This window comes from Proteus sp. fly-1013, assembly GCF_040140245.1.
GTDB lineage: Bacteria > Pseudomonadota > Gammaproteobacteria > Enterobacterales > Enterobacteriaceae > Proteus > Proteus mirabilis_B.
The window spans coordinates 191,197-214,568 of the sequence record NZ_JBEEWD010000004.1; the positions used below are offsets into that span (position 1 = coordinate 191,197).

Sequence of the window (23,372 nt, forward strand, 5' to 3'; positions counted from 1 at the left end):
CAATATGGATATTATGGCGGCTTACGAGCAGGTTTTAAAATCAAGTGAGCAAATGTTAACGCTTGCCAAAGATCAGCAATGGGACAAGCTGATAGAAATGGAAATGGATTATTTAAAAAGCGTTGAAAGTATCACTAAGATGATAAAACCAGCTGACGGTGAGCTGAGACTACAACAACGCCTCACGGATATGCTAAAGAAAATCTTAGAAAACGAAAATGAGACGCGAAATTTATTACGGGCTCGTCTAGATGAGCTTGGCATATTAATAAGACAGACTGAACAAGAGCAGAGGGTACAAAATAGCTATGGTCAGTTTACAGAACATAGTTATTATCCTGATCTCAATCTTAAATAACTCTCCTCTGCGCCAAAAGCGGTTTTATTAGCTAATGGCGTCTTTACTTAGAAAAAGTCACTCTTATTATTCAGCTTAACTTGTTATCGGTAACGTAAAAATTAACGTTTACCTTTTTATATTTTTGTTTTTTTGCTTTTTTGTTTTTTGTTTTTTGTTTTTTGTTTTTTGATTACATAGATTGTACAGATTGCACTAACACCATATCAATATGTGGAATGTTATCTTCAAGATACGTTTCTGAATCGATAACAAAACCATGTGATTGATAAAATGAGACTAAATATGCCTGTGCCATTATTTTTATTGTATGGGTGTTAAATTGACGACACGTAGTTGCAATCGCCTCTTTTATTAACTGATGCGCAATACCACTTCCCCGCTGATTTTGAGCAACAATCACCCGCCCTATTGAGGCTTCTTTAAATGCGATGCCTTGAGGCAACAGACGTGCATAAGCAATAAGTTGCTGACTCTCTTCCTCTTTGGCAAATAGGTGTAATGTATTTTGATCTACCCCATCCAGATCTTGATAAGCACATTGCTGTTCACAAATAAAAACCTGATTTCTTAATGCCAAAATAGCGTAAAGCTCATCTGTCGTGAGTTGTGAGAATGATTTTAAAATCCAATTCATGCGCTTTATCCCGCAGTTTAAAGTAATAAAAAACAATCAATGATAATGCAATATCATCGACAAGAACTTTGTTTCATCGCTTGGTTGAATATAAAGTGTGAAATAGTAATGTTGATAGTGCGTTTTTATAGTAAAAACGAAGAAGAATAGAGACTCAATACAAAAAAATAGGCAATAAAGCCGTTAATCTAAATACGTTCAGACTCCCCACGAGCCTTGATGGCTTCTCTTATAGACTTCAAGAAAGATAATCTTAAAGTCGCTCTAACCCTTTCCACGCTCTATTTTTTACTTCAGTCACTAAAATGGCTGGATTTAAGGTTATTTTTTCTGCAATCGAAAAAGCCAACTCGATAACTTCTTTGTGATCTTTCGTTTCAGTATGGTAATTAAATTCTGCAAGAGGCAGGACATATTTACCTTTCAAACCATCGATCTCTTTTTTAAATCCTTCTTTTACCATCTTTTGTGTTAATAACACATAATCTGCATTTTCAGGATCGGATAATTCAACTCTAACAGTAAACTCAGGCATAGAAACCTCCTACAGTCTGTCTATGTCTAATAAAATTCTGTTAGCTCTCGAAAGGAAGTATATTAAATCAACAATCATTTTCCTAGTAAGAAACTGTGATAAATAATGTGATAGTGATTGAAATAGAAATCGCCCACTTCACTGTGGGCGACTTATTAGCTCATAATAATCTGATAAATAATAATTTATTTAATCACATCATAGAGTTGCTGATTTGATAAATAATCCGCTGTTAAGCCTACTGACGGATCATATTGTACACCAACGATCTCAGAGAATGCTTTACCCTCTTTACCTAATGAAACTTTACGTTCGTCTTTACCCGTACTTTCATGAATAGAATAAGTTTTACGACGCATTGCTGTATATTTATCAGCATCATTAGCAATATCGGTGTGGTAGCCTGTAATTTGTGCATCCGTTAAAGCTAATTTATTGGCTAAATCACAACCCCAACGAGTTAAACAAACTTCTGCAAAATGGCGAACCACTAAACCTGGTGCATATAATGCATTTTCACCTTCACTACCATCAATAGAAGCATTACCCACTAATGTGGCATGACGTCCTGAAATAGGGAAAATATGCATTTTAGTATCAGCAGCAACAGTTGGGATAACACAAGTAAATCCTTTAGAGCGCTCATCTTTTGCATAAAATCCGACATATTCTTTGACGTTTTTACCAAGTGCCACTTTTTCAGGTTGGAAATTCAGTGGACCCGGAACAGGATCGATAGCAAAAATATTCACAGGGATATCTTTTAATTCAGAGTCTGCCAACATTGCATTCGCTAACATATGGCAAGTAATACCACCACGACTCCAACCCACTAAGTTAACTTGTGTTGGAATAATGCCATCTTTACGGAAGATACGAATAATTTGCTGCTGAAGTTGTTGTTGAGTGACTTGACGATCGCCATAGTCATATTTACGCCATAAAAAAGAGCCTGTTACTTTGACATCTTCAATAGGAATGCCGGCTTTTTTCAGTTGGTTATACTGCTCTTCTGTCAATTTTTCACGTTGCCAATCAAAGTTACCTTTCATTAAGCAAAGTGCGTGATTAACATTTTCTTCCCAACCACTACCAAATAGCGAACCTTTGATATCAGAGTAATTAGGGCTTTCAACCCATAAATCATCTTCTTGTAGATTGCCACTACCCGGGCCATCAACAATAAACCACTGTGCAAACTCTCGTCCTTGGTTGTTTTGCGCTAAAGTGGAAACTAATTCGCCTTGCCAAAAGGTCGGATTATTATTATCAAATGAGTTAGAGCCGGTACCACATAAATAAACGGTTAATACTGTCATAGTTTAAATTTCCTTTTATTAATAACTTAAAAATCACAATAATGATTTTTATTTCCTTGTATTGAGCTATTCCTTAGCCCACCAGCACATTAACCATAAGCCTTTTTTTATTCAATTATTAAAAGTAAATTAGTAGAGTTGAGATCACATAATTGAATTTTATTTGAGTAAAAGAAATGAAAAAACTCTATCAGATCAATGTAATTAAATAATATAAATAAACTCTTTATTTTTTATTATTTCCATTAGTAAATCAGCTTATAAATATAGTGCATTAAATAACCATTTTTAAATTTAAAATAAAAAAAATCCCACATTAATAAAATGCAGGATTTTCTATTAGGTAGAATGTCTTATAAACGATTAAAAGCAACTACTCTCACCGCAGGAATATCAGCTTGTGCCCCTTCGGCAACTTCCTGACATGCTTTATCTAACGCAATATGGGGTGTGATCCCACTTTCTGTTTCTACAATTTTATGTCCGGCGTAGGTATCACCATTTCTGGAACGCACTTTATACGCAATAAACCAATATTCCATATCATCACCGTTTACGTTATTAATCATGTAATTACCATAGCCGTTTATGACCCGCTTTAATGTGATAATAATCAATAATTTTTAGTTTAATAAAATTGTTTTATAAAAAGATTAAAGCAGCAGAGGACATTTTAAGCATCACAATCCATTTCTGATTGGATCATTTTCTTTATTTTTACTGCTTTTTCAAAGTGATCCAATTTATGTATCATAATCCACCATGTTGCAGCTTCCATTAATAATTCAGGGTTGTCATTTTTATTTGCAAAAAAAGCATAAAAAGATAATCCCACGCCCTCTCCTTTGACTGATATTTTATCATTACATATTTGAATTATTTTTTGTTGCAGTGATTTTCTCATATTCTCTCTATTTTTATTTTTCAACATGCCAATAAATAGGATAGAGCAAAGGCCCTATCCATGAAATTTGTTCCATAATTGAATAAGTAACCAAGCAGCAATAACCCAGCAAATCACTGCCGTAGCCAGTGCCGTAAATAATTTTACATAGTTGATCATCACATAGAGTGAAATTAGATAAACCATATAAGGAATAACAGCCCACAGGCTAAAAATAATGGTGGTGCGTAACGCTTCAATAGAGCGTTCAGAGCCCACAATATAGTGTGCAATAAGCGCAAAAGTGGGAAATAAAGGAACCAATCCCGCAATATAGTAATGGCGAGATTTCGATAAAACGGCGATTAATACTACGACAAACGCACCTATCAGTGCTTTAACCAGTAATCCCATTATTTTTTCATCAAGTTATAAAAACCTTAGTACTATCATACCTATTCATATTTGTATGTGAGCTGATTTTATTTTTTATGGTTTAAAGTATGACTAAATAATAACCATTAGAAAAAGCCCAATAAAATTATTGAGCTTTAAAGCGTTTTAAATTTTCTTTAAGCAAACATTAGTCTTTTTGCCAAGAAATATCTTTTTCACTTTCATAAGTTCCAGTTAGCACTAATTCACCTAACTCTGTTGTTTTATAGGTGTTACTTCTAAAGTGTTTTGTTTTCTTCCCTGTTTCAGGATCTTTTGTAACCCATTCAATATCACCTTCAAAATCCGTTCCTTGGTAATAAGTCGAGAAACGTTTACGCTCACCATCATGCCAACCCACCACAACGACTGAATTGACACCCGCATTTAATGCTTCTAAAGGAAATTCAGACAGCAACAATCCATTACGACCAATATTAACAGAACAATTTTGCCCACCTACAAAAGCGGAACAACTTGCATCAAATCCACTAATTCCGGAATGATCACCAAAAATTGCAGCTGCTTTAAAATTTCCTTCAGAGACAACATTAGCGTTATTTCCAGTTGCTATACCGATACTTCCTTGCGCAAGATCTTGCACCCAAGTATGATCACCCGTTGAGATACCAACTGAATTTTCTGCATTACTATAAATAATAGCTTCATTACCTGTTGTAATAGCAATGGTATTTTTTACTAACGGAGTTCCATTTTCATCTGAATCATAGCCATGAGAAATCTCCGCTTTTTGCCCTGACGAGAAAGTTACTGATTGACTTGAAGCTTCGACAAAACTTTCTTCACCTGTAGTAATAAAAAGTGAGTTTTTGCCGTGCTTGATAGTACCTTTATCTTCGTCATATTCAGTGCCTTCATTATCATAAATCTTAGCTTTTTTGCCGATATGAATAATTTGGGCATCTTCACCAATACAATTAACGATTTGCTCATCTAACGTTAAAATGGCATTTTTACTTTCACCGCTTAAAACAAGCGCTTTATTTGTAGTTACAGTTGTCATAGTAATATCCTTATTTACATTTCCATTATTTAACACACTAAAAATACTGTTTAAATATACAGTATAATTGCTAAATAACAACCTCTATACTAAATTTCAGAAAATAAAATAACGACAATATAATCAAACAGATAAAAGTAAATAACACATAACATATTCACGATTAGTCAAATAAAGAAAAAATAAAACAGAAAAAAGCGAAAAAAATCTGATGGAAGAACTTTATAAAAAATGTTCAAAGTGATTAGCAACTACGGTTTCATCAAGGTACAGCTAAATCAGAGGGATAATGTACATCTCAAGAAATAGAATTGAGCTAAATCTCATTATTTAGCTCAAAAGCAATATAAAGTCGCATTCTTAAGCATCTAAATGTGTTTTCTTTTTTTCTGTTGCCGTTGTTTCTTCTTTATTCTTACAACAATCATGTGAACTGTTTTCGCCATGATGATGTTTATGCATAAAGAGGTGCATTAACGGACAAAGTAATAACATCAAAATAAACCAATTATCTCTTAGAAGTTCCCACATAATCATCTCCTTAAATCACGTTTAAAAAGATGATAGGGCTTACACTAAGAGGAAGGTCTAGTATGGATTTGTTATTTAATCCGTATTTTTGTCAATTGTCTTTCCGCACCTTAATTTGAGCTTCTTCACAATAATTCTCTTTGCAAAATTTAACTTTATCCACCCTTTGCTATACTTTAATTATATTTAAGTATTGTTCACTATAACTCTCTAATAAGATTTAAAAACTTATTTAACATGAAGGTTTCAATGAAAATATTTTTTAAAATATTATTGATGATCTTATTTCTTAATGCCTGTTCTTCATATACACAAATTGATAGCAACAAAAGTGGAGATGTCATTAAGGTTAAATCAGCACTTATCGAAAATGATAATTTATATATTGTTAGTGATTCTACTAATTATCATTTTAAAGGTGAGGCTATCACTGCGTTAAAAAAATTCGCCACATCTAAATATAATGAAAAAGTGATTTATTTTAGTGCTAGCCTAGGAATAATGGGGAATGTTGTTAACGGTAGCTATATGATTTATTTAGATCCTAAAGATTTCACTATAGATGAACTCGATGATCTTGCTAGTACTTATCATTTTTATAGAAGCAACTATCAGTCTAATAATGATGAGGAAATGATTAAAAATCAGATACCTAATTATGAAAATAGATTTTTTATTATTGGAAAATTTTATGCTAATGGAGAGATGGTTAATTTATCCAATAAAGATGAATTATTAGAAAAATATTCCTTACCTAAACCCGTTTTTGCCAACGTTAATTATTATTCCAAACATTTAAAGCCATCAGATACATTAAAAACAATCGCAGTAATGCCACTACAAGCGATAAGTCTTATTTTAGTAGCACCACTTTATATTATTCTGCTTAGTGCCCCCTGAACTTCAGGCTATTATCGTTAGGTTTATTTATAAGTATCTTTACTTAAGATGTCAGCTATTGACCAGTTAAAAAATTGTCCATTGGTGTGTTGAAAGCTTATAAAGCAGATAAAGAATCTAAGATGTATTGGGTAGTCAAAATCTGTAATAACAGATAATTAATCAATGTGATTTCCTATATCTAGGTTTTACACATAGATAGTAATAAATATGAGATAGCTATGAAAAAGAAAATGATTATAGGTTGTATGATGTTAATTAGTTTTGGCACCTGTGCAGAAACAGTTATTTATAACGAACCCGCTCCATTGGGATTAACATGGGGAATGTCTTTTAATGATTTTCAGAAGAAAACAGATTTCGCAATAAAACCTATCGATAAATACCCCTCAACCTGCCCAATGACGGCAATAACCTTTGATGAAATTATTGATGGAAAAAAAGAAGGAAATTATAAAGTTTATTTTTATAATAAATTCAAAGAATTAAAGTTTACAGGATTGTATGGCGTCGTCTATAGCTATGAAACAAATGATTTAAATAAATTTAAAGTTAAAGATAATGATATTATCAAAAATCTTGATTCTCAATATAGCCAATATAAAAAAGTAATTACTACCAGCGATGGTGGATTTCTTACTTATGATACAAATAATATTCAACGTGCTTATTTTAGTTCTAGAGATACCATAAACCAGGATCAGAAAGTTCAATACAAGAAAAATGAAGAAGGAAATTATGATATTTCCGTGAGTTACTTCTTTTATCCTGAAATATACAGTGACGATTTATCAAGAAATATCAAAGAGATCAGAAAACAATGTAATGCATCATTAGAAACTGACTGAAGCTAAAACTTGAAAAATTAAATAATGAAAGAGTGAGTGGCTTTAATATACTTTAATCTAGATATGCAAAAGCGCACATCAATAAAATGATGTGTTTATCCTTTGTGCACAAATCGGGGCACTCATCACCATAAATAACAGACAATAGTATAAGTATTCGAATGTTTAATCACATTCGAAAGCTTATATCATCCATTCAATGATATTGAGCAAGATGCCCCATTCTGTTTTGATTAGGTGTTTCTTTATAGCTATATAAAAGAATAGCTATATAAAAGAAAAGTCACCTTTATCAAATGATAAGGTACTACACCTGCATACTCATGATTTCTTGATAAGCGGCTACCAGCTTATTGCGCACTTGTACGCCCATTTGTAATGAGATACTGGATTTTTGCATATCTACCATCACATCGTTTAATTCAACACCCGGTGTACCTAAGGTAAACGCTTGAACTTTGTTGGTTGCATTCATTCGGGTTTCATTAATTTTACCCACGGCTTGAACAAGCTGAGTTGCAAATCCTGCTTGTACTGGCTGGGGTTTTGCAATATTGGATGCTTGCAAAGTCTGGATTTGCATTTTATCCAGAACACTTTCAATAGCTGGAATTGACATATAAACCTCTGCGTTAATCATCTAATTCAATTACTGAATCAATGTCATAGTAAGGAAGTGAACCAACACGCTTACCGAGTTATACCCTAACACAGGGGCTTCATTCCAAAGCGAGTAATTAACGCAAAAGTTAAGGGCTAATTACGCCATTAAATGAAACGCAAAAGGCCAATAATGAGACACCTGAGAGTAGGTTTATTTATTTGCGTAAGGGGAGTCTGTTTTGTTACGCCACGCTTTTAGTATTCATCCCGAACTACAAGGCAAGGATTGTCTATGAATGCCGAAAAAACCGACGTTGTGAACCAGAATAAGGGTTTTAACGCCATTATTAACCGGATAAAAGCCGATCCGAAAATTCCGCTCATTATTGCGGGTTCGGCGGCTATTGCCATTTTTGTTGCTGCATTTTTATGGTTACAAAGCCCTGATTATAAAGTGCTTTATAGTAATCTTAGCGATAAAGACGGTGGCGAAATTGTCACACAGTTAACACAGATGAATGTACCTTATCGCTTGTCACAAAATGGCGCGGCGATTATGGTGCCTGACAATCAGGTTCATGAATTACGCCTGAAACTCGCGCAAGCGGGACTTCCAAAAGGCGGTGCTGCCGGTTTTGAACTGTTAGATAAAGAAAAGTTCGGGATCAGCCAATTTAGTGAACAGATTAACTATCAACGTGCACTTGAAGGTGAGCTTGCTCGCACTATCGAGACATTAGGTCCTGTACAAAATGCTCGTGTTCATTTAGCACTACCAAAGCCATCTCTTTTTGTTCGTGAACAGAAATCCCCTTCTGCATCCGTTACGGTGGGTCTTTTACAGGGTAGAGCACTGGATGAAGGTCAAATTAATGCCATTGTGCATATCGTTGCGAGCAGTGTTGCAGGTATGCCTGACAGCAGTGTGACCATCGTTGATCAAAGCGGTAAATTATTGACACAACCTGATGCAATGGGTCGTGACCTTAACTCTACCCAACTGAAATATGTTCAAGAGCTAGAAAATCGTTACCAGCAACGCATTGAAACGTTATTAGGCCCAATTGTAGGTCGTGGAAATGTTCATGCACAGGTGACGGCTCAAGTTGATTTCTCTCATACCGAAGAAACAGCGGAAGAGTACAAACCAAACCAACCACCAAACCAAGCCGCGGTACGTTCAAAACAGTTGAGCCAAAGTGAGCAAAATGGTGGCATGTTAGCTGGCGGTGTTCCTGGTGCATTATCCAATCAGCCTGTTGCTCCACCTCAAGCGCCTATTGAAGCACCAAAAGCGCAAGAAGGTGAAAAAGCAGATGATGCCAATGCAACAGGTACAGGTACGAATCGCACATTAACGCGTAATCCAAACAGCAATAGCCGTTTAGATGAAACAACCAACTATGAAGTTGATCGCCGAATTCGCCATATCAAACGTCCAGTAGGCAATGTTGAGCGTCTTTCTGTCGCTGTTATTGTGAACTACAAAACAGTTGAAGATAAGAAAGAAGCGGCTGAAGGCGAAGAGCCTATTGTTGAAACTAAACTTGTTCCGCTAACTGATGAACAAATTCAGCAAATTGAAGGGCTTGTTCGTGAAGCGATGGGCTATTCCCAAGAACGTGGTGACTCTTTAAGTGTCGTAAACTCGCAGTTCAACGATGTTGAAGAGAAAGTGATCACCGTTCCGGTATGGGAAAATCCAGAAATTTTGGCGAAAGCATTAGATTTAGGTCGCTGGTTATTACTTGTCATCATCGCATGGATCTTATGGCGCAAACTGGTGAAACCACAGCTTGAAAAACGCCGTGAAGCTGAAGTTGCGGCACAGAAAGCTGTACTGAAAACCAAGCTACAAGTTAAAGATGATGTTGATGAAGCAGAATTAGATGACGAAGCAAGACGTAAACAAGCACGTAAGCGTGTGAGTGCCGAATTGCAGAGCCAACGTATCCGTGAAATGGCAGAGAAAGATCCTCGTGTCGTCGCAATGGTAATTCGTCAATGGATGAGTAAAGAGCAATGAGTAATAACTTAACTGGAACCGAAAAAAGCGCCGTTATGTTACTAACACTCGGTGAAGACCGAGCGGCGGAAGTATTTAAACATCTAAGTACACGCGAAGTTCAACAGCTGAGTATTGCAATGTCATCAATGCGTCATATCTCAAATCAGCAATTGATTGATGTTATGGCTAGCTTTGAAGAAGACGCAGTTCAATACGCAGCATTGAACGTCAATGCGAACGATTATTTACGCTCTGTTCTGGTTAAAGCCTTGGGTGAAGAACGTGCGAATAATCTATTAGATGAGATCTCTGAAACTCGTGAAACAACAACGGGTATCGAGACACTTAACTTTATGGAACCACAAATGGCTGCCGATATTATCCGCGACGAACATCCGCAGATTATCGCAACTATCTTGGTTCACCTCAAACGGGGTCAAGCGGCAGATATTCTTGCCCTGTTTGATGAGAAATTACGTAATGACGTGATGTTACGTATCGCAACATTTGGTGGTGTTCAACCGTCCGCATTAGCAGAGTTAACTGAAGTACTGAATAACCTGCTTGATGGTCAAAACCTCAAACGCAGTAAAATGGGTGGTGTTCGTACTGCTGCTGAAATCATCAACTTGATGAAGAGCCAGCAAGAAGAGAATGTCATCACTGCGGTTCGCGATTACGACGGCGAATTGGCACAAAAAATTATCGACGAAATGTTCCTGTTCGAAAACCTTATCGATATCGACAACCGTTCTATCCAGCGCATTCTACAGGAAGTGGAATCCGACTCCTTGGTTGTGGCATTGAAAGGATGCGATCAAGAGCTGCGCGATCACTTCCTCAACAATATGTCGCAACGTGCTGCTGAGATCATGCGTGATGACTTGAGTTCTCGCGGCCCTGTTCGCATGTCTCAAGTGGAAGCAGAGCAGAAAGCAATTCTGCTTGTGGTACGCAAATTAGCAGAGACTGGAGAGGTTGTTCTTCATGGAGGAGACGATACCTATGTCTGATAAACATACTGATACTAACTGGAAGCCTTGGGTTCCAAAAGAACTCACTGATTGGGCATTAACTGTCGAGGAAACGACAGAAGACGAAAAGGAAGTCGAAAAACAGGAAAAAGAAGTCGTTCAGCAACAGAAAGTTCTTGAGCAAATTAATATGCTTGATGACATGAAAGACAAGGCCCAGAAATTGGGCCACGCTGAGGGCTTTGAGGCAGGGAAAAACCAGGGTTATCAGGAAGGCTATCAGGCTGGATTACAATCAGGTATTGAAGAAGGTATTCACCAAGGCATTGCTCAACAATCACCATTAATTAATGAATGGCAAGGATTATTGGCTGAGTTTAGGCACTCTTTAAATGGGTTAGACAGTGTTATTGCTTCACGTTTAATGCAAATCGCCCTCACAGCAGCAAAAGAAGTTTTAGGTCAGCCTGCTGTTTGTGATGGTTCTGCATTACTGGCGCAAATAACCTTAATGTTGCAACAAGAACAGATGTTCTCAAACAACCCACAGTTAAGAGTTAATCCAAAACATATTCCACAGATTGAAAAAGAGCTGGGTGATTCACTTTCTGCTCATGGTTGGAAAGTGGTTGCCGATAACAGTATTCATGTTGGTGGATGCCGTGTTGTGACAAATGATGGCGATCTCGATGCCACGATTGCAACTCGTTGGCATGAGCTTTGTCGTCTTGCTGCTCCGGAGGCGTTGTAATGACAGCAAGATTGGGGCGTTGGTTAGAAAAACTCAGTGATGCAGAAGCGCGTTTAAATAAAATTCCGCGTGTACGTCAATATGGTCGTTTAACCAGAGCAACAGGTTTAGTCATGGAAGCTAAGGGGCTTGTTATGCCCCTTGGCTCTACGTGTTTAATAGAACGTACCATTGGTAAAACTGTTGAAGAAGTTGAAAGTGAAGTCGTTGGGTTCAACGGTAGCCAAATGTTGTTAATGCCTTTACAGGAAGTCGAGGGATTAACTCCGGGTGCCCGTGTTTATGCACAGGCAACTCCGGGTGGTGAAAATGAAGGTCGCCAATTGCCTCTTGGGGATGCGCTGTTAGGGCGTGTTTTAGATGGCTCTGGTTATCCTTTAGATGGTTTACCACCACCAGATACAGGCTATCGTGCACCACTGATCACTCCGCCTATCAACCCATTACAACGTACTCCTATTACCGATGTACTGGATGTGGGCGTGCGTGCAATCAACTCACTGTTAACGGTGGGTCGTGGTCAGCGTATGGGACTTTTTGCAGGCTCTGGTGTGGGTAAGAGTGTGCTATTAGGCATGATGGCGCGTTTTACTCAAGCTGATGTGATTGTTGTTGGATTAATTGGTGAACGTGGACGTGAAGTTAAAGACTTTATCGAAAATATTCTCGGTACTGAAGGCTTAGCGCGCTCTGTGGTTGTAGCAGCACCTGCTGACGTATCACCACTTCTTCGTATGCAAGGTGCTTCTTATGCAACACGTATTGCCGAAGATTTTCGTGATCGTGGAAAACACGTCTTACTGATTATGGATTCACTTACACGTTACAGTATGGCACAACGTGAAATTGCCCTTGCCGTAGGCGAACCGCCTGCAACCAAAGGCTATCCGCCTTCTGTCTTCGCTAAATTGCCAGCGCTGGTCGAACGTGCGGGAAATGGTGTTGATGGCGGTGGCTCTATCACGGCTTTCTATACTGTTTTAACGGAAGGTGATGATCAGCAAGATCCAATTGCAGACTCCGCGCGTGCGATTTTAGATGGCCATATCGTGCTTTCGCGTTCTCTTGCAGAATCTGGGCACTACCCTGCTATCGATATCGAAGCATCTATTAGCCGTGCAATGACGTCACTGATTGATAAAACACATTATCGTCGTGTGCAAGTGTTTAAACAGCTTTTATCGAGTTATCAACGTAACCGCGATTTAATTAACGTAGGTGCTTATGCTGCGGGCAGTGATCCTATGCTTGATAAAGCGATTGCTCTTTATCCGTCCCTCGCGAAGTTCTTACAACAAGATATCCAAGAGCAATGCAGTTATCAAAGTGCATGTGAGCAACTTAATCAACTGATCACAGTAAACTAATTCTGAACATAATCAGAGAAAGTAAAGAGGGTTCCAATGCGGGAGCAGTCACCTTTAGTGACACTGAGAGAACTGGCACAGACAGCGGCTGAACAAGCCGCTATTCAACTGGCTCAGGTCCGGCAGAGTCATCAACAAATGGAACAGCAACTCAATATGTTGATTGGGTATCAGGATGAATACCGTGTACGTCTAAATGAAACGTTGAATTTAGGGGGGATGTCGTCAGCATCGTGGCAAAACTACCAACAATTTCTCAAAACGCTCGAATTGACTATCGAACAACATAAACAACAACTTCAACATTGGCAGGCGCAGCTTGATCTTGCAACTGAACAATGGAGAGAAAAACAGCAACGACTCAATGCATTTGAGACTTTGGAGCAACGCGCTGAAGATAGCCGTAAGCGACATCTTGATCGTATTGAACAGAAACAAATGGACGAGTACGCACAGCGTAGTACTTTACGGAGAACAACTTGATGGAGATAACGCTTCTGACCATGGATGTCGCTGCAGCCTCTCCGGGAACGACATCCGCTTCAAATAGTCAGCCCGGTGATAATGCCCCGACATTTGCTCAGCTTTTGGGCTCTCAACCTCAAAATGCACAGAGTGATAAAAAGACAGCTAATATCACAAACCCTTCAACGAAAGAAAACAAAGCACATTCACACTCTGATGAAGACAAAACAAAAGAAGACGGTAGTCATCTTGCGTCTGTCACCACAGAACCCAATGTGATAGAAGAGTCATCTCTTGAGAAACCTCAATTGACTCTTACTTTGCCGGATAATGAACAATTTGCGGCTATTGTTGAAAATAAAACCTCTTCTTTATTAATGTCAGCAGAAGAGCTTGCCGCTGAACTTCCCGTTCAGTTAGCAGGACTACCTGGATTAAAACGTCTTACCCTTCCCTCAGAACAACTGGCTCAAGCATTACAACAGCCTCAATCAGTTAAACGTGATGAAGGTTTAGCCTCGTTAGCACGTACTATTTCAAAAGATAATGATATGTCGGACTTCAACCTTACCGACAAGCTTAATCTATCAAAATCAGATGAAAAGTCCTTGTTAACCCAGCTACGTCCAGAGACAGCGACATTAGCAACAGAAAGTACACTTGTTGGTGCTAATCAAACAGAAAAGCCTTCTGCCAAAAAAGTCGATAGCATCGCAACACTTTTAACGCCAACAGCAGAAAAAGTGAATGCATTGCTAAACGGCGATAAGCAAGTTGCAAATGCAAAATTAGCAGACAATGTTGCTCAGCAAATGGTGACCGGTAATCGTGTTGTAGAAACCGATCTTCACAACACCCTTTCTACCTCTTCTTTGGCTTCACAAAGTATTACAGGTCATGCTCACTCTTCAGCACAACCACAAATGCAATTTTCACCAATGGCAACACAGGTATTAAATGCACAAGTGGGAACACAAGAGTGGCAACAACAACTTAATCAACAAATTGTGATGTTTAGCCGTAATGGCTTACAAAAGGCAGAGCTACGTTTACACCCTGAAGAGCTAGGTTCATTGCATATCCGCATGAAAATAGAAGATGGGCAAGCGCAGTTACACCTTGCGTCACAAAACGGACAAGTTCGTTCTGTATTAGAAAATGCCATGCATCAATTGCGTCAAGCTCTCTCTGAAAATGGGATCCAGCTCACGCAGAGTCAAGTGTCTAGCGACACTAATGACAGTTGGCAACAACAAAATATGTCAGATTCCTCTCAATTTAGTGGAGATGGTGCCGATAATCATCAAGGAAGCGAGGGTAATTCTCTGCAATTAGCCTCTGAAACGGCACTACAAAAGATAACCCTTACGCCTCAAGAATTAGCATCTGCTCGTGGTGGTGTTGATATTTTCGCCTAATACAAATGTATTGGGAGGACACACTATGTCAATAAACGTAAGAGTTAATGGTTTTTTCCCTATCTGTTTCTGCAATTAAAAAACAGAAATAGCGGGATAATTAAGGTTGATTTAGATGGATATGGAAGTCCACAACAGTGAACACGTATCCACTACAAAACAGGAATTTAACTGTCCATGTCTAATTACAGCAATGAACGTAAAAGCTATAGCTTAATTCTGATCATCGTATTATTGGTGATCGCCATTATTGCAGCGGCATTCGGTGGATATAGTTGGTGGGCATTGAAGCATGCTAAATCAGGTTCAGCGGGCACTAGTCAGCAAAAAGTTATACCAGCACCCGTTTTTATGTCATTAGAACCCTTTACGGTAAATCTAATTGATGACGAAGAACACTTAGACAGAGTGCTCTACATAGGGATCACATTAAGATTGCATAATGAAGACACTCGTAAGCGTCTACATGATTATTTACCTGAGGTTCGTAGCCGCTTGTTATTACTGCTTTCTCGTCAACAGGCTAATAAGCTCGCGACAGACAATGGAAAACTCCAGCTAATGACGGATGTAAAAGAAACGCTGAGACCGACTCTCGTACCGGGAGAATCTGAACAGATCCTCTCCGATGTACTGTTTACCACGTTTATTCTGCGATAATCATTATGAGCGATAATATCCTTTCACAGGCAGAGATTGATGCTCTGCTGAATGATGATACATCAGGTGACGACGCCAAAAGCGCGAACAGGGAACCTGCGATAGCGAAGGATCCGAATGAACCGGATATTCAGCCTTATGACCCCAACACGCAACGTCGTGTGGTTCGAGAACGTTTACAGTCGTTAGAAATTATTAACGAACGCTTTGCACGTCAATTCCGTATGGGGCTGTTTAATATGCTCCGTCGGAGTCCTGATATTACTGTTGGTGGCGTTAAAATTCACCCTTATCACGACTTTGCTCGTAACTTACCTGTGCCAACGAACCTTAACTTGGTGCATTTAAAACCGTTACGAGGGACAGCATTATTTACCTTTGAACCAAATCTGGTTTATATCGCGGTAGATAACCTGTTTGGTGGTGATGGCCGTTTTCCAATCCCTGTGGAAGGACGTGAATTTACCAACACAGAGCAGCGGATCATCAACAAAATGTTGAAACTGGCACTTGATGCCTACCGTGATGCTTGGGATTCCATATTCAAAATTCAGGTGGAATATGTTCGTTCTGAAATGCAGGTGAAATTTACCAATATCACCTCATCACCGAATGACATTGTTGTTACGACACCTTTTCAAGTAGAAATTGGCTCAATGGTTGGGGAATTTAGTATTTGTATCCCATTTGCCATGATTGAACCATTACGTGAACGACTGATCAATCCACCAATTGAAAATGTTCGTCAAGAAGATGGGGTTTGGTTAGATAGTTTAGTCAACCAAGTTCAGCATTCAGAGCTTGAACTGGTCGCAAACTTTACTGACATCCCACTGCGTTTATCAAAAGTGTTAACACTTAAAGAAGGGGATGTTATCCCGATTGATAAACCAGAAAGATTGATTGCACATGTTGATGGTGTGCCCGTATTAACAAGCCAATACGGTACAGTAAATGGGCAATATGCCCTTCGTGTTGAACACCTAATTAACCCTGTTTTAAACGCTCTGGATGAGGAACAAACCAATGAGTGATGCAAATCGCCCAACTGATAATTCACAATCGGCTGAGGATATGTGGGCTGATGCAATGGAACAGCAAACTGGGAAAAGCCAGGATAATAGTTCCGATCTATTTGAACATCTTTTACCTGAAGACGATGCACTGAATCATCTCTCTGACATCAATTTGATTATGGATATTCCAGTCAAATTAACAGTAGAGTTAGGTCGCACCAAAATGACCATTAAAAAATTACTTAGCCTGTCACAAGGTTCTGTCGTTTCACTGGATGGTTTAGCTGGTGAGCCTCTTGATATTCTTATCAATGGCTATTTAATCGCTCAAGGTGAAGTTGTGGTTGTTTCTGATAAATACGGTATTCGCATTACCGATATCATTACACCATCAGAACGTATGCGCCGTCTGAGCCGTTAATCTATGGAACAGCTTCCTTCCTTTTCCAGCCAAGGTGCGGTAAATACTACCGCACCCGCTACAACACAAACTGTTCAAACACCTACACAACCGTTGCCTGTGGGTCAAAGCCTTGCTCAAGTTAGCACAGCACTTGCAGGCATCATCGTTCTTATTATTGTTGCTATGTGGTTATTTCGCCGTTTTGGCTTTACCCGTGGCTCATTTAAAGGAACAACAGCACAACTTAGCGTCAAAGCAAGTTGTTCATTAGGTGCGAAAGAACGTGTGGTGGTTGTTGAAATTGAACAGGAATGGCTCGTATTAGGGGTAACTGCATCACAGGTAAATCTGTTGCATAAATTACCCGTCCCTGATAAAGCCTCGCAGGAAGCGACCTCATCACCAACATCGCCATTGTTTACTCAAATATTACAAAAAACGCTAAAGCGAGATAAAGGCAACTCATAATGCATCAGTGTGTCACTTTTTTTAACGCATTAAAGCGTTGGCGTCTCTTCGCTAGTGTGCTGGTTTTAATCTTGTTACCTAGCAGTGCGTTTGCCCAATTTCCGGGCGTTATTACACAGCCTTTACCGGGTGGTGGCCAAAGTTGGTCATTGCCAGTTCAAACATTAATCTTCATTACAGCTTTAGGGTTTATTCCTGCTGTTTTGCTGATGATGACGAGTTTTACCCGCATTATTATTGTCCTTGGATTATTACGTAATGCTTTAGGTACACCTTCTGCACCACCAAACCAAGTCGTTCTTGGTTTGGCGTTATTTATGACCTTTTTCATTATGGCACCGGTTTTTGATAAAATTTATCAAGATGCCTATATGCCATTTACTGAAGATCAAATTACCTTTGAGCAAGCCTTAGAAAATGGCTCTAAGCCTTTACGCCAGTTTATGATGCAACAAACTCGTGAAACTGACTTAGCTCTATTTGCTCGCCTTGCCGATGCACCTGCGTTTGAAACTCGCGAAAGTGTACCAATGCGTATTTTGGTGCCCGCTTATATTACGAGTGAGCTAAAAACCGCCTTCCAGATCGGTTTTATGATTTTTATTCCTTTTCTTATTATCGACTTAGTTGTTGCCAGTGTGTTGATGGCGCTAGGTATGATGATGGTGCCACCTGCCACAGTTTCGTTGCCATTTAAACTTATGCTGTTTGTTTTAGTCGATGGTTGGCAATTAATATTAGGCTCGCTTGCACAAAGCTTTTTCAATTAGCGCAGAGGTAACCCCATGACACCAGAATCCGTCTTAGCACTAGGTACTGAAGCGATGAAAATCGCTTTATCACTAGCAGGCCCTCTTTTATTATCCGCTCTGGTGACGGGTCTTGTGATCAGTATGCTCCAAGCTGCAACACAGATAAACGAAATGACATTATCATTTATCCCAAAAATTCTTGCTGTATTAGCGGCGATTTTAGTTGCTGGCCCTTGGATGTTAAGTTTACTGGTCGATTATATGCATAACTTATTTACTGGCATTCCAGGGATGATTGGTTAATAGCAATGATAACCCTGACCAGTGAAATGCTTAACGGCTACATTAGTGATTTTTTCTGGCCATTTGTGCGTATACTCGCCCTTTTTAGCACTGCACCGCTATTTAGTGAAAGACAAACACCTAAAAAATTTCGCATTGCACTCGCCTTTTTGATTACCGCATTAGTTGCACCGGGCTTACCCCAAAGTAATGTACCTTTATTCTCGCTTATTGCCTTTTGGGTGCTATTGCAACAAATTTTGATTGGCACAATTCTAGGGTTATCGATGCAGTTGGCGTTCGCTTCTGTTCGCCATGCCGGTGAAGTGATTGGTTTACAGATGGGGCTTTCATTCGCCACCTTCGTCGATCCATCAGGTGGCCCTAACATGCCTATTTTGGCACGTATCTTTAACATGCTAACAATGCTGTTATTTATGGTCTTTGATGGTCATTTATGGCTATTGTCTATATTAGTTGATACGTTCTATGTTGTTCCTATTGGAAATCAGACCTTTAACTCTTTAGGTATTCTTACTTTAGTTCAAAGTGGCGGCACAATCTTTATTAACGGTATGATGCTAGCCATGCCATTAATCACCCTACTTTTGGTACTTAACCTTTCATTAGGTATTTTAAACCGTATGACACCACAGCTTTCTGTCTTTGTGGTTGGTTTCCCTCTTACGCTGACTATCGGTATGTTAGCATTATCCATGATTATGCCTGCATTACCTGTATTTACAGAGCGCGTCTTTAGCGATACGTTTAATCGCATCACTTTAATATTACAACAGCTGGTTTCTTGAGATTTAAATCGACTTACCTATTCCCGTACAATGCATAAATAAAACTAATGCATTGAAAGGCATTTTTCTTTAAGATTAGTCTAGTTGAGTTTTCTTAATAGGGAAATATAGCTTTGAATAATACATACCATAACAATATAGACCTAGATAATAAGAAATTAGAACATGAATTAATACGAGCCTTAGCTATTAATAATGCAATAATTACCATTACAACTAATTTTGGTCATATTCTTCCTGTAAGTGAAATAAAATTAGATCGTATTTATTATGAAGATTCACAGGAAGTTATTAATAATTGGCGAAAATCTAATAAACGTGATTGGATAGAGTTTGATTGGTCTCATACTCGTTCTCGCCAAACTAAAAGAATTGATATTACCATTCGATGTTGTGATATTTTATGTGGATTAATGCTAGCGAAGCGTTCTAAAAAACGATTAAATGTAACATTACGTTATTTGGAAGGTAATCCTAATGAACACCCTCTCTCAGGCTATATATTGCCTATTGCATTAATTATTGCTGAAAGTTTTGCTTCCGAATACAACATTCAACAAGTCTGTATCAGCCGCCCAGCCAAAGGGCTTATAGCTCAATATATGGCTCAAGGATATGAACTAACTTCAACGGATAAAGCACGACAAAAAAGAAACAATAAGCCACGAGCAAAACTTATGAGCAAAATATTAAACACTCGGACTGGCTGAACGATTATTAATCAATTAAGATATACAGGAATAGTAAGAATGTAAGTTAGGAGGCGATATGAATATAAATAAATCATCCAAAACTAAGCACTATAAAAATAAAAGCTCAGACACATCTCCACACGAACAACTATTAACCGTTATGCATCAAGCATCAATCCAAAGCGAATATGAAGAAATACTTGATTTCATGATCAAAGCTAACTTACAAAAGAGCGAAGATAATGGTATTGCCTTAACAGAGTCGGCAAAAAAAACGATTGAAAGTGCAGCAAGAAAATATATTTTAGTGGCTCAATTACGCAATATTACACCTAGTAAAATTAAGCAAAAAATAACTGAATCAGTTAAACAAAATTCTAATCGCCCCAACTGGAATGCAGATACTCAGCTAGAAAAAAAACATAATGTTATGGCTGGTGCTTACATTAAATAAAAAAATCCCCTGATAAATAAATACCAGGGGTGATATCAAAATATCTTAAGACGATACTAAATAATTAGCGATACATTTTGAACATCGACATATCTTTCATGTCGTTAAAGACTTTATAAGAAGCCTGTAATACAGACTCTTCTTGGTAATAATCTGAAATCGCTTGTGTCCAATCTAAGTCACGCAGTTCACTTAAACGCTTTGCATTTCTTAAAGAAGTATCCGCACCTAAATCATCTAAGTTATCAAGCTCTTGAAGTTGTAAACCTAATTTAGCTTCTACACTTGAAATGTTATTTAACGTTGCACGGTTAACACGGTTTGCTTCATCAATTTTTTCTAATGCTGCATCACGATCTGCTTGTGGTTTACCTGTTAAAGGTTCACGTAACGCAGTGATAGCACCATCTAATGCTTCAAAAATATCTGGAGCAGTCCCTTTACTACCTGAAGATTGTAATGTTTCGATCCCTGTAAAGTTAGTGACCATTTCAATATTACTATCTACTTTTTGGGTAATTTGCTTATCACCACCTTGATAGGTGATTTTGCCTGTTGCATCAGCCACAAAAGGTGGTTTATCTGATTGGAAGCCAGCAAAAATATAACGGCCAACACCATCTTTTGTGTTACCAATACCCACTAACTGATCTTTTAAACCTTCTAATTGATCAGCAAGAGAAGAACGGTCTTCATCACTTAATGTCGCATCGTTACCCGCTGCAACCAGTGTTTCTTGGATTTTAGTCGTGATATTGACCATTTGGCTTGCTAAGCTCATTTGCAAAGACATACTGTTTTTTGCAAATCCACGCGCTGTCGCATACTGCTGGTTACGAGATTCAGATTGTTTAACCATTACCGCTTGAGAAGCCGCCATTGGATCATCTGATGGTTTTTCAACACGACGACCACTGGAGATTTTATTTCCTTCAGTCATCCATTTGCTTTGTGAACTGGTGATATTGTCCACACGCTGGCTAAAAATTTGATTTGAACTTAAACGCACAGTGATATTCCTTATTCTGATGAAGGGTTACTTAGAAAACTTGCATAATCGCATCAAACATACTGTTTGCCGTTTGAATCACTTTTGCATTTGCCATGTAGTATTCTTGAATGCGATACATCTCACCGTATTCTTCATCCAAGTTCACACCAGAAACAGACTGTTGTTGTTCTATAATACTTTTAGTGATAGAAACCTGAGCATCGAAGTCAACTTGTGCGGTATTCACTTTATTACCAACCATACTGATCAGTGAACCATAACCACCTGCAATGGTTGTTTTACCATCAATAATTTTTTCATCAGGTAACTCAAACAATTTTTTCATGTTTTCGTTGTCACTTGGGCCCGTATCTTTCGAGCCAGCAGCCGCAATTTTACTAGGATCAGTTACCGCAACTTTCATATCTGCAATCACATTACCTACAGATTGAACAACAATAGAATCACCTTCTTGTGCTGTACCATTGACCTTGATATTCATGCCTTCGAATTTCAATTCACCTGTTGTAGCATCAGGAATCGCTTCAAATTTACGATTACCTGGTTCTACAGTGACGTTCCATTTGCCACTTTCATACCTAACTGTATATTCGGCTGCTTTAACTTGTTTCGTATCTGCATATTCAACAGCAAAATTAGCATCACCTTTATTTTTACCGTTAGGCATAACATGAGCGCCACCAAGGTCGAAGAATTTTTCACCTTTGTCGCCATTTAAATCAAAACCTTGCTCGTGTTGCTTATTAAATTGATCACCCAACACTAACGCTAATTGATTTAATTGGTTACGACTTGGATCTAACACTTCTTCACGGCTACGATATGCACCGCCAAGTTCGCCACCTTTAATACGTTTTGCATCCACTTCACGAACTTCATCAATGCCGTTGCTATAACCAATAACAAGGCGTTCGCTATTTTTGCTTGATGGAACAGCAGAAACTTCATAAGAGCGAGTACCAGATACTAATGGCAAACCATTAGCAAATGTGACGTTAACAAAACCGCCGTCTTGTTGAGTTACTTGAACATCAACCAGTGTGTTTAGTTCTTGAATTAAACGATCACGTTGGTCTAATAAGTCGTTAGGATCAGCACCATTAAAGCCTTTAGAACGACTAATTTCGTTATTTAGTTTTGCGATCTGTTTTGTATATTCATTGATATTTTTAGAGGTGTTAGTCACCTGACTATTAATATCTTTTTCTAGATCACGCAATGATTGGTCTGCTTTAGCAAACATATTAACCATTGCTTCCGCTTTACCAATAACCGTTGTACGTGCAGGATTATCTTCTGCATTATTGGTCACGTTGGGTAAGCTGGTAAAAAATTCGTCAATAGCACTTGAAACGTCATTCCCTTTATCTGCTAACAAATCATTAATTTGTGAGATATTTTGGGTATAGCTATTAAGTGCGCTTTGTTTTGACATTGCACGGTTCATTTGACCTGCAAGGAATTCGTTATACTCACGATGAATACGACTAACATTAACACCATTACCGATATAACCATTACCGGTCATTGTGCCGCTGTTTTCATTAAAAACAGTCATTTGGCGGTTGTACCATTTTACATTTTGGTTAGCGATATTATTACTCACAGTGCTCATCGCAGCTTGTGCCGCATTAAGTCCGCTCATCGCTGTATTAATTAAACTGTTGGACATTTGTCTATCCTTTTACGTTTAGTCATCACCCGTATGCACGGAGCATAGCTGGCAAGTTGAATGGATGCTCTGGTCTTTATTATCGGTACTTCCCCT

At 38.4% G+C, this 23,372-nt stretch carries 29 protein-coding genes; 18 read left to right on the top strand and 11 right to left on the bottom strand.

What is annotated here, in order from left to right; translation table 11 throughout:
• Nucleotides 1-4: 4 nt before the first annotated feature.
• The gene (fliT, locus tag ABN236_RS09570; RefSeq protein ID WP_088495238.1) at nt 5-358 is read left to right on the top strand and encodes a flagellar protein FliT; all 354 of its coding nucleotides are present in this window, start codon (nt 5-7) and stop codon (nt 356-358) included.
• A gap of 172 nt (nt 359-530) precedes the next feature.
• Here the strand turns inward: fliT and ABN236_RS09575 are convergent, their stop codons facing one another.
• The 8 genes from ABN236_RS09575 to ABN236_RS09610 form a co-directional block, all read right to left on the bottom strand.
• On the bottom strand, nt 531-995 hold the full coding sequence (locus ABN236_RS09575) for a GNAT family N-acetyltransferase (protein ID WP_349473889.1): 465 nt from the start codon (nt 993-995) through the stop codon (nt 531-533).
• A 253-nt stretch (nt 996-1,248) separates the two neighbouring features.
• Nucleotides 1,249-1,530, bottom strand: coding sequence for a hypothetical protein (locus tag ABN236_RS09580; RefSeq protein ID WP_075673016.1), 282 nt, complete (start codon nt 1,528-1,530; stop codon nt 1,249-1,251).
• Between the two features lie 185 nt (nt 1,531-1,715).
• Complete coding sequence (locus ABN236_RS09585; protein WP_349473890.1) at nt 1,716-2,849, bottom strand: hypothetical protein; 1,134 nt, start codon at nt 2,847-2,849, stop codon at nt 1,716-1,718.
• A 353-nt stretch (nt 2,850-3,202) separates the two neighbouring features.
• Entirely contained in the window at nt 3,203-3,418 is a 216-nt protein-coding gene (locus ABN236_RS09590) for a hypothetical protein (RefSeq protein WP_006533140.1), read from the bottom strand.
• A gap of 104 nt (nt 3,419-3,522) precedes the next feature.
• Entirely contained in the window at nt 3,523-3,753 is a 231-nt protein-coding gene (locus ABN236_RS09595; protein WP_349473891.1) for a DUF6500 family protein, read from the bottom strand.
• A gap of 54 nt (nt 3,754-3,807) precedes the next feature.
• Nucleotides 3,808-4,146 carry a GlpM family protein gene (locus ABN236_RS09600; RefSeq protein WP_072068506.1) on the bottom strand — a complete coding sequence of 113 codons (339 nt, stop codon included), beginning with the start codon at nt 4,144-4,146 and terminating at the stop codon, nt 3,808-3,810.
• Nucleotides 4,147-4,315: 169 nt separating this feature from the next.
• Nucleotides 4,316-5,191, bottom strand: a complete 876-nt coding sequence (locus ABN236_RS09605) for a YdhT family protein (protein WP_349473892.1) — start codon at nt 5,189-5,191, stop codon at nt 4,316-4,318.
• 360 nt (nt 5,192-5,551) lie between these two features.
• On the bottom strand, nt 5,552-5,722 hold the full coding sequence (locus ABN236_RS09610) for a DUF2933 domain-containing protein (protein ID WP_201161568.1): 171 nt from the start codon (nt 5,720-5,722) through the stop codon (nt 5,552-5,554).
• A 249-nt stretch (nt 5,723-5,971) separates the two neighbouring features.
• On the opposite strand from ABN236_RS09610, the gene ABN236_RS09615 reads away from it, so the two are divergent.
• Together ABN236_RS09615 and ABN236_RS09620 are read left to right on the top strand one after the other, a co-directional pair.
• On the top strand, nt 5,972-6,622 hold the full coding sequence (locus tag ABN236_RS09615) for a hypothetical protein (RefSeq protein WP_194950765.1): 651 nt from the start codon (nt 5,972-5,974) through the stop codon (nt 6,620-6,622).
• Between the two features lie 221 nt (nt 6,623-6,843).
• The gene (locus ABN236_RS09620; RefSeq protein ID WP_349473893.1) at nt 6,844-7,470 is read left to right on the top strand and encodes a hypothetical protein; all 627 of its coding nucleotides are present in this window, start codon (nt 6,844-6,846) and stop codon (nt 7,468-7,470) included.
• 307 nt (nt 7,471-7,777) lie between these two features.
• Here the strand turns inward: ABN236_RS09620 and fliE are convergent, their stop codons facing one another.
• Nucleotides 7,778-8,089 carry a flagellar hook-basal body complex protein FliE gene (gene fliE / locus ABN236_RS09625; RefSeq protein WP_072068509.1) on the bottom strand — a complete coding sequence of 104 codons (312 nt, stop codon included), beginning with the start codon at nt 8,087-8,089 and terminating at the stop codon, nt 7,778-7,780.
• 276 nt (nt 8,090-8,365) lie between these two features.
• Here fliE and fliF point away from each other — a divergent pair, with 276 nt between their 5' ends.
• The 15 genes from fliF to ABN236_RS09700 all read left to right on the top strand — a co-directional run bounded on the left by fliF (nt 8,366) and on the right by ABN236_RS09700 (nt 20,592).
• Nucleotides 8,366-10,099: a flagellar basal-body MS-ring/collar protein FliF gene (gene fliF / locus ABN236_RS09630; protein WP_088495231.1), complete on the top strand. Its 1,734-nt coding sequence runs from the start codon at nt 8,366-8,368 to the stop codon at nt 10,097-10,099.
• Nucleotides 10,096-11,094 carry a flagellar motor switch protein FliG gene (gene fliG, locus ABN236_RS09635; protein ID WP_023581835.1) on the top strand — a complete coding sequence of 333 codons (999 nt, stop codon included), beginning with the start codon at nt 10,096-10,098 and terminating at the stop codon, nt 11,092-11,094. Before fliF ends, fliG begins: the two co-directional genes overlap by 4 nt.
• Entirely contained in the window at nt 11,087-11,806 is a 720-nt protein-coding gene (gene fliH, locus ABN236_RS09640) for a flagellar assembly protein FliH (RefSeq protein ID WP_349473894.1), read from the top strand. Before fliG ends, fliH begins: the two co-directional genes overlap by 8 nt.
• A complete protein-coding gene (gene fliI, locus ABN236_RS09645; RefSeq protein WP_088495230.1) occupies nt 11,806-13,173 on the top strand; it encodes a flagellar protein export ATPase FliI in 1,368 nt (455 codons plus the stop codon). Before fliH ends, fliI begins: the two co-directional genes overlap by 1 nt.
• Nucleotides 13,174-13,209: 36 nt before the next feature.
• Entirely contained in the window at nt 13,210-13,656 is a 447-nt protein-coding gene (gene fliJ, locus ABN236_RS09650) for a flagellar export protein FliJ (RefSeq protein WP_006533149.1), read from the top strand.
• Nucleotides 13,656-15,056 carry a flagellar hook-length control protein FliK gene (locus tag ABN236_RS09655; RefSeq protein ID WP_349473895.1) on the top strand — a complete coding sequence of 467 codons (1,401 nt, stop codon included), beginning with the start codon at nt 13,656-13,658 and terminating at the stop codon, nt 15,054-15,056. The genes fliJ and ABN236_RS09655 overlap by 1 nt, the downstream gene beginning before the upstream one ends.
• A gap of 177 nt (nt 15,057-15,233) precedes the next feature.
• The gene (fliL, locus tag ABN236_RS09660) at nt 15,234-15,716 is read left to right on the top strand and encodes a flagellar basal body-associated protein FliL (RefSeq protein ID WP_006533151.1); all 483 of its coding nucleotides are present in this window, start codon (nt 15,234-15,236) and stop codon (nt 15,714-15,716) included.
• 5 nt (nt 15,717-15,721) lie between these two features.
• Entirely contained in the window at nt 15,722-16,750 is a 1,029-nt protein-coding gene (gene fliM / locus ABN236_RS09665; RefSeq protein ID WP_088495228.1) for a flagellar motor switch protein FliM, read from the top strand.
• Nucleotides 16,743-17,153: a flagellar motor switch protein FliN gene (gene fliN / locus ABN236_RS09670; protein WP_023581830.1), complete on the top strand. Its 411-nt coding sequence runs from the start codon at nt 16,743-16,745 to the stop codon at nt 17,151-17,153. Before fliM ends, fliN begins: the two co-directional genes overlap by 8 nt.
• Nucleotides 17,154-17,156: 3 nt before the next feature.
• The gene (fliO, locus tag ABN236_RS09675; RefSeq protein WP_023581829.1) at nt 17,157-17,603 is read left to right on the top strand and encodes a flagellar biosynthetic protein FliO; all 447 of its coding nucleotides are present in this window, start codon (nt 17,157-17,159) and stop codon (nt 17,601-17,603) included.
• Nucleotides 17,603-18,373 carry a flagellar type III secretion system pore protein FliP gene (gene fliP / locus ABN236_RS09680; RefSeq protein ID WP_023581828.1) on the top strand — a complete coding sequence of 257 codons (771 nt, stop codon included), beginning with the start codon at nt 17,603-17,605 and terminating at the stop codon, nt 18,371-18,373. The genes fliO and fliP overlap by 1 nt, the downstream gene beginning before the upstream one ends.
• A gap of 15 nt (nt 18,374-18,388) precedes the next feature.
• Entirely contained in the window at nt 18,389-18,658 is a 270-nt protein-coding gene (gene fliQ, locus ABN236_RS09685; RefSeq protein ID WP_069367481.1) for a flagellar biosynthesis protein FliQ, read from the top strand.
• Nucleotides 18,659-18,663: 5 nt separating this feature from the next.
• Entirely contained in the window at nt 18,664-19,446 is a 783-nt protein-coding gene (gene fliR / locus ABN236_RS09690; protein WP_088495227.1) for a flagellar biosynthetic protein FliR, read from the top strand.
• A 113-nt stretch (nt 19,447-19,559) separates the two neighbouring features.
• On the top strand, nt 19,560-20,156 hold the full coding sequence (locus tag ABN236_RS09695; protein ID WP_349473896.1) for a hypothetical protein: 597 nt from the start codon (nt 19,560-19,562) through the stop codon (nt 20,154-20,156).
• A 58-nt stretch (nt 20,157-20,214) separates the two neighbouring features.
• Nucleotides 20,215-20,592: a hypothetical protein gene (locus ABN236_RS09700; protein ID WP_088495225.1), complete on the top strand. Its 378-nt coding sequence runs from the start codon at nt 20,215-20,217 to the stop codon at nt 20,590-20,592.
• Nucleotides 20,593-20,656: 64 nt separating this feature from the next.
• Here the strand turns inward: ABN236_RS09700 and flgL are convergent, their stop codons facing one another.
• A complete protein-coding gene (flgL, locus tag ABN236_RS09705; protein ID WP_156733628.1) occupies nt 20,657-21,601 on the bottom strand; it encodes a flagellar hook-associated protein FlgL in 945 nt (314 codons plus the stop codon).
• A 31-nt stretch (nt 21,602-21,632) separates the two neighbouring features.
• The gene (gene flgK, locus ABN236_RS09710; protein ID WP_349473897.1) at nt 21,633-23,276 is read right to left on the bottom strand and encodes a flagellar hook-associated protein FlgK; all 1,644 of its coding nucleotides are present in this window, start codon (nt 23,274-23,276) and stop codon (nt 21,633-21,635) included.
• Between the last annotated feature and the right edge of the window lie 96 nt (nt 23,277-23,372).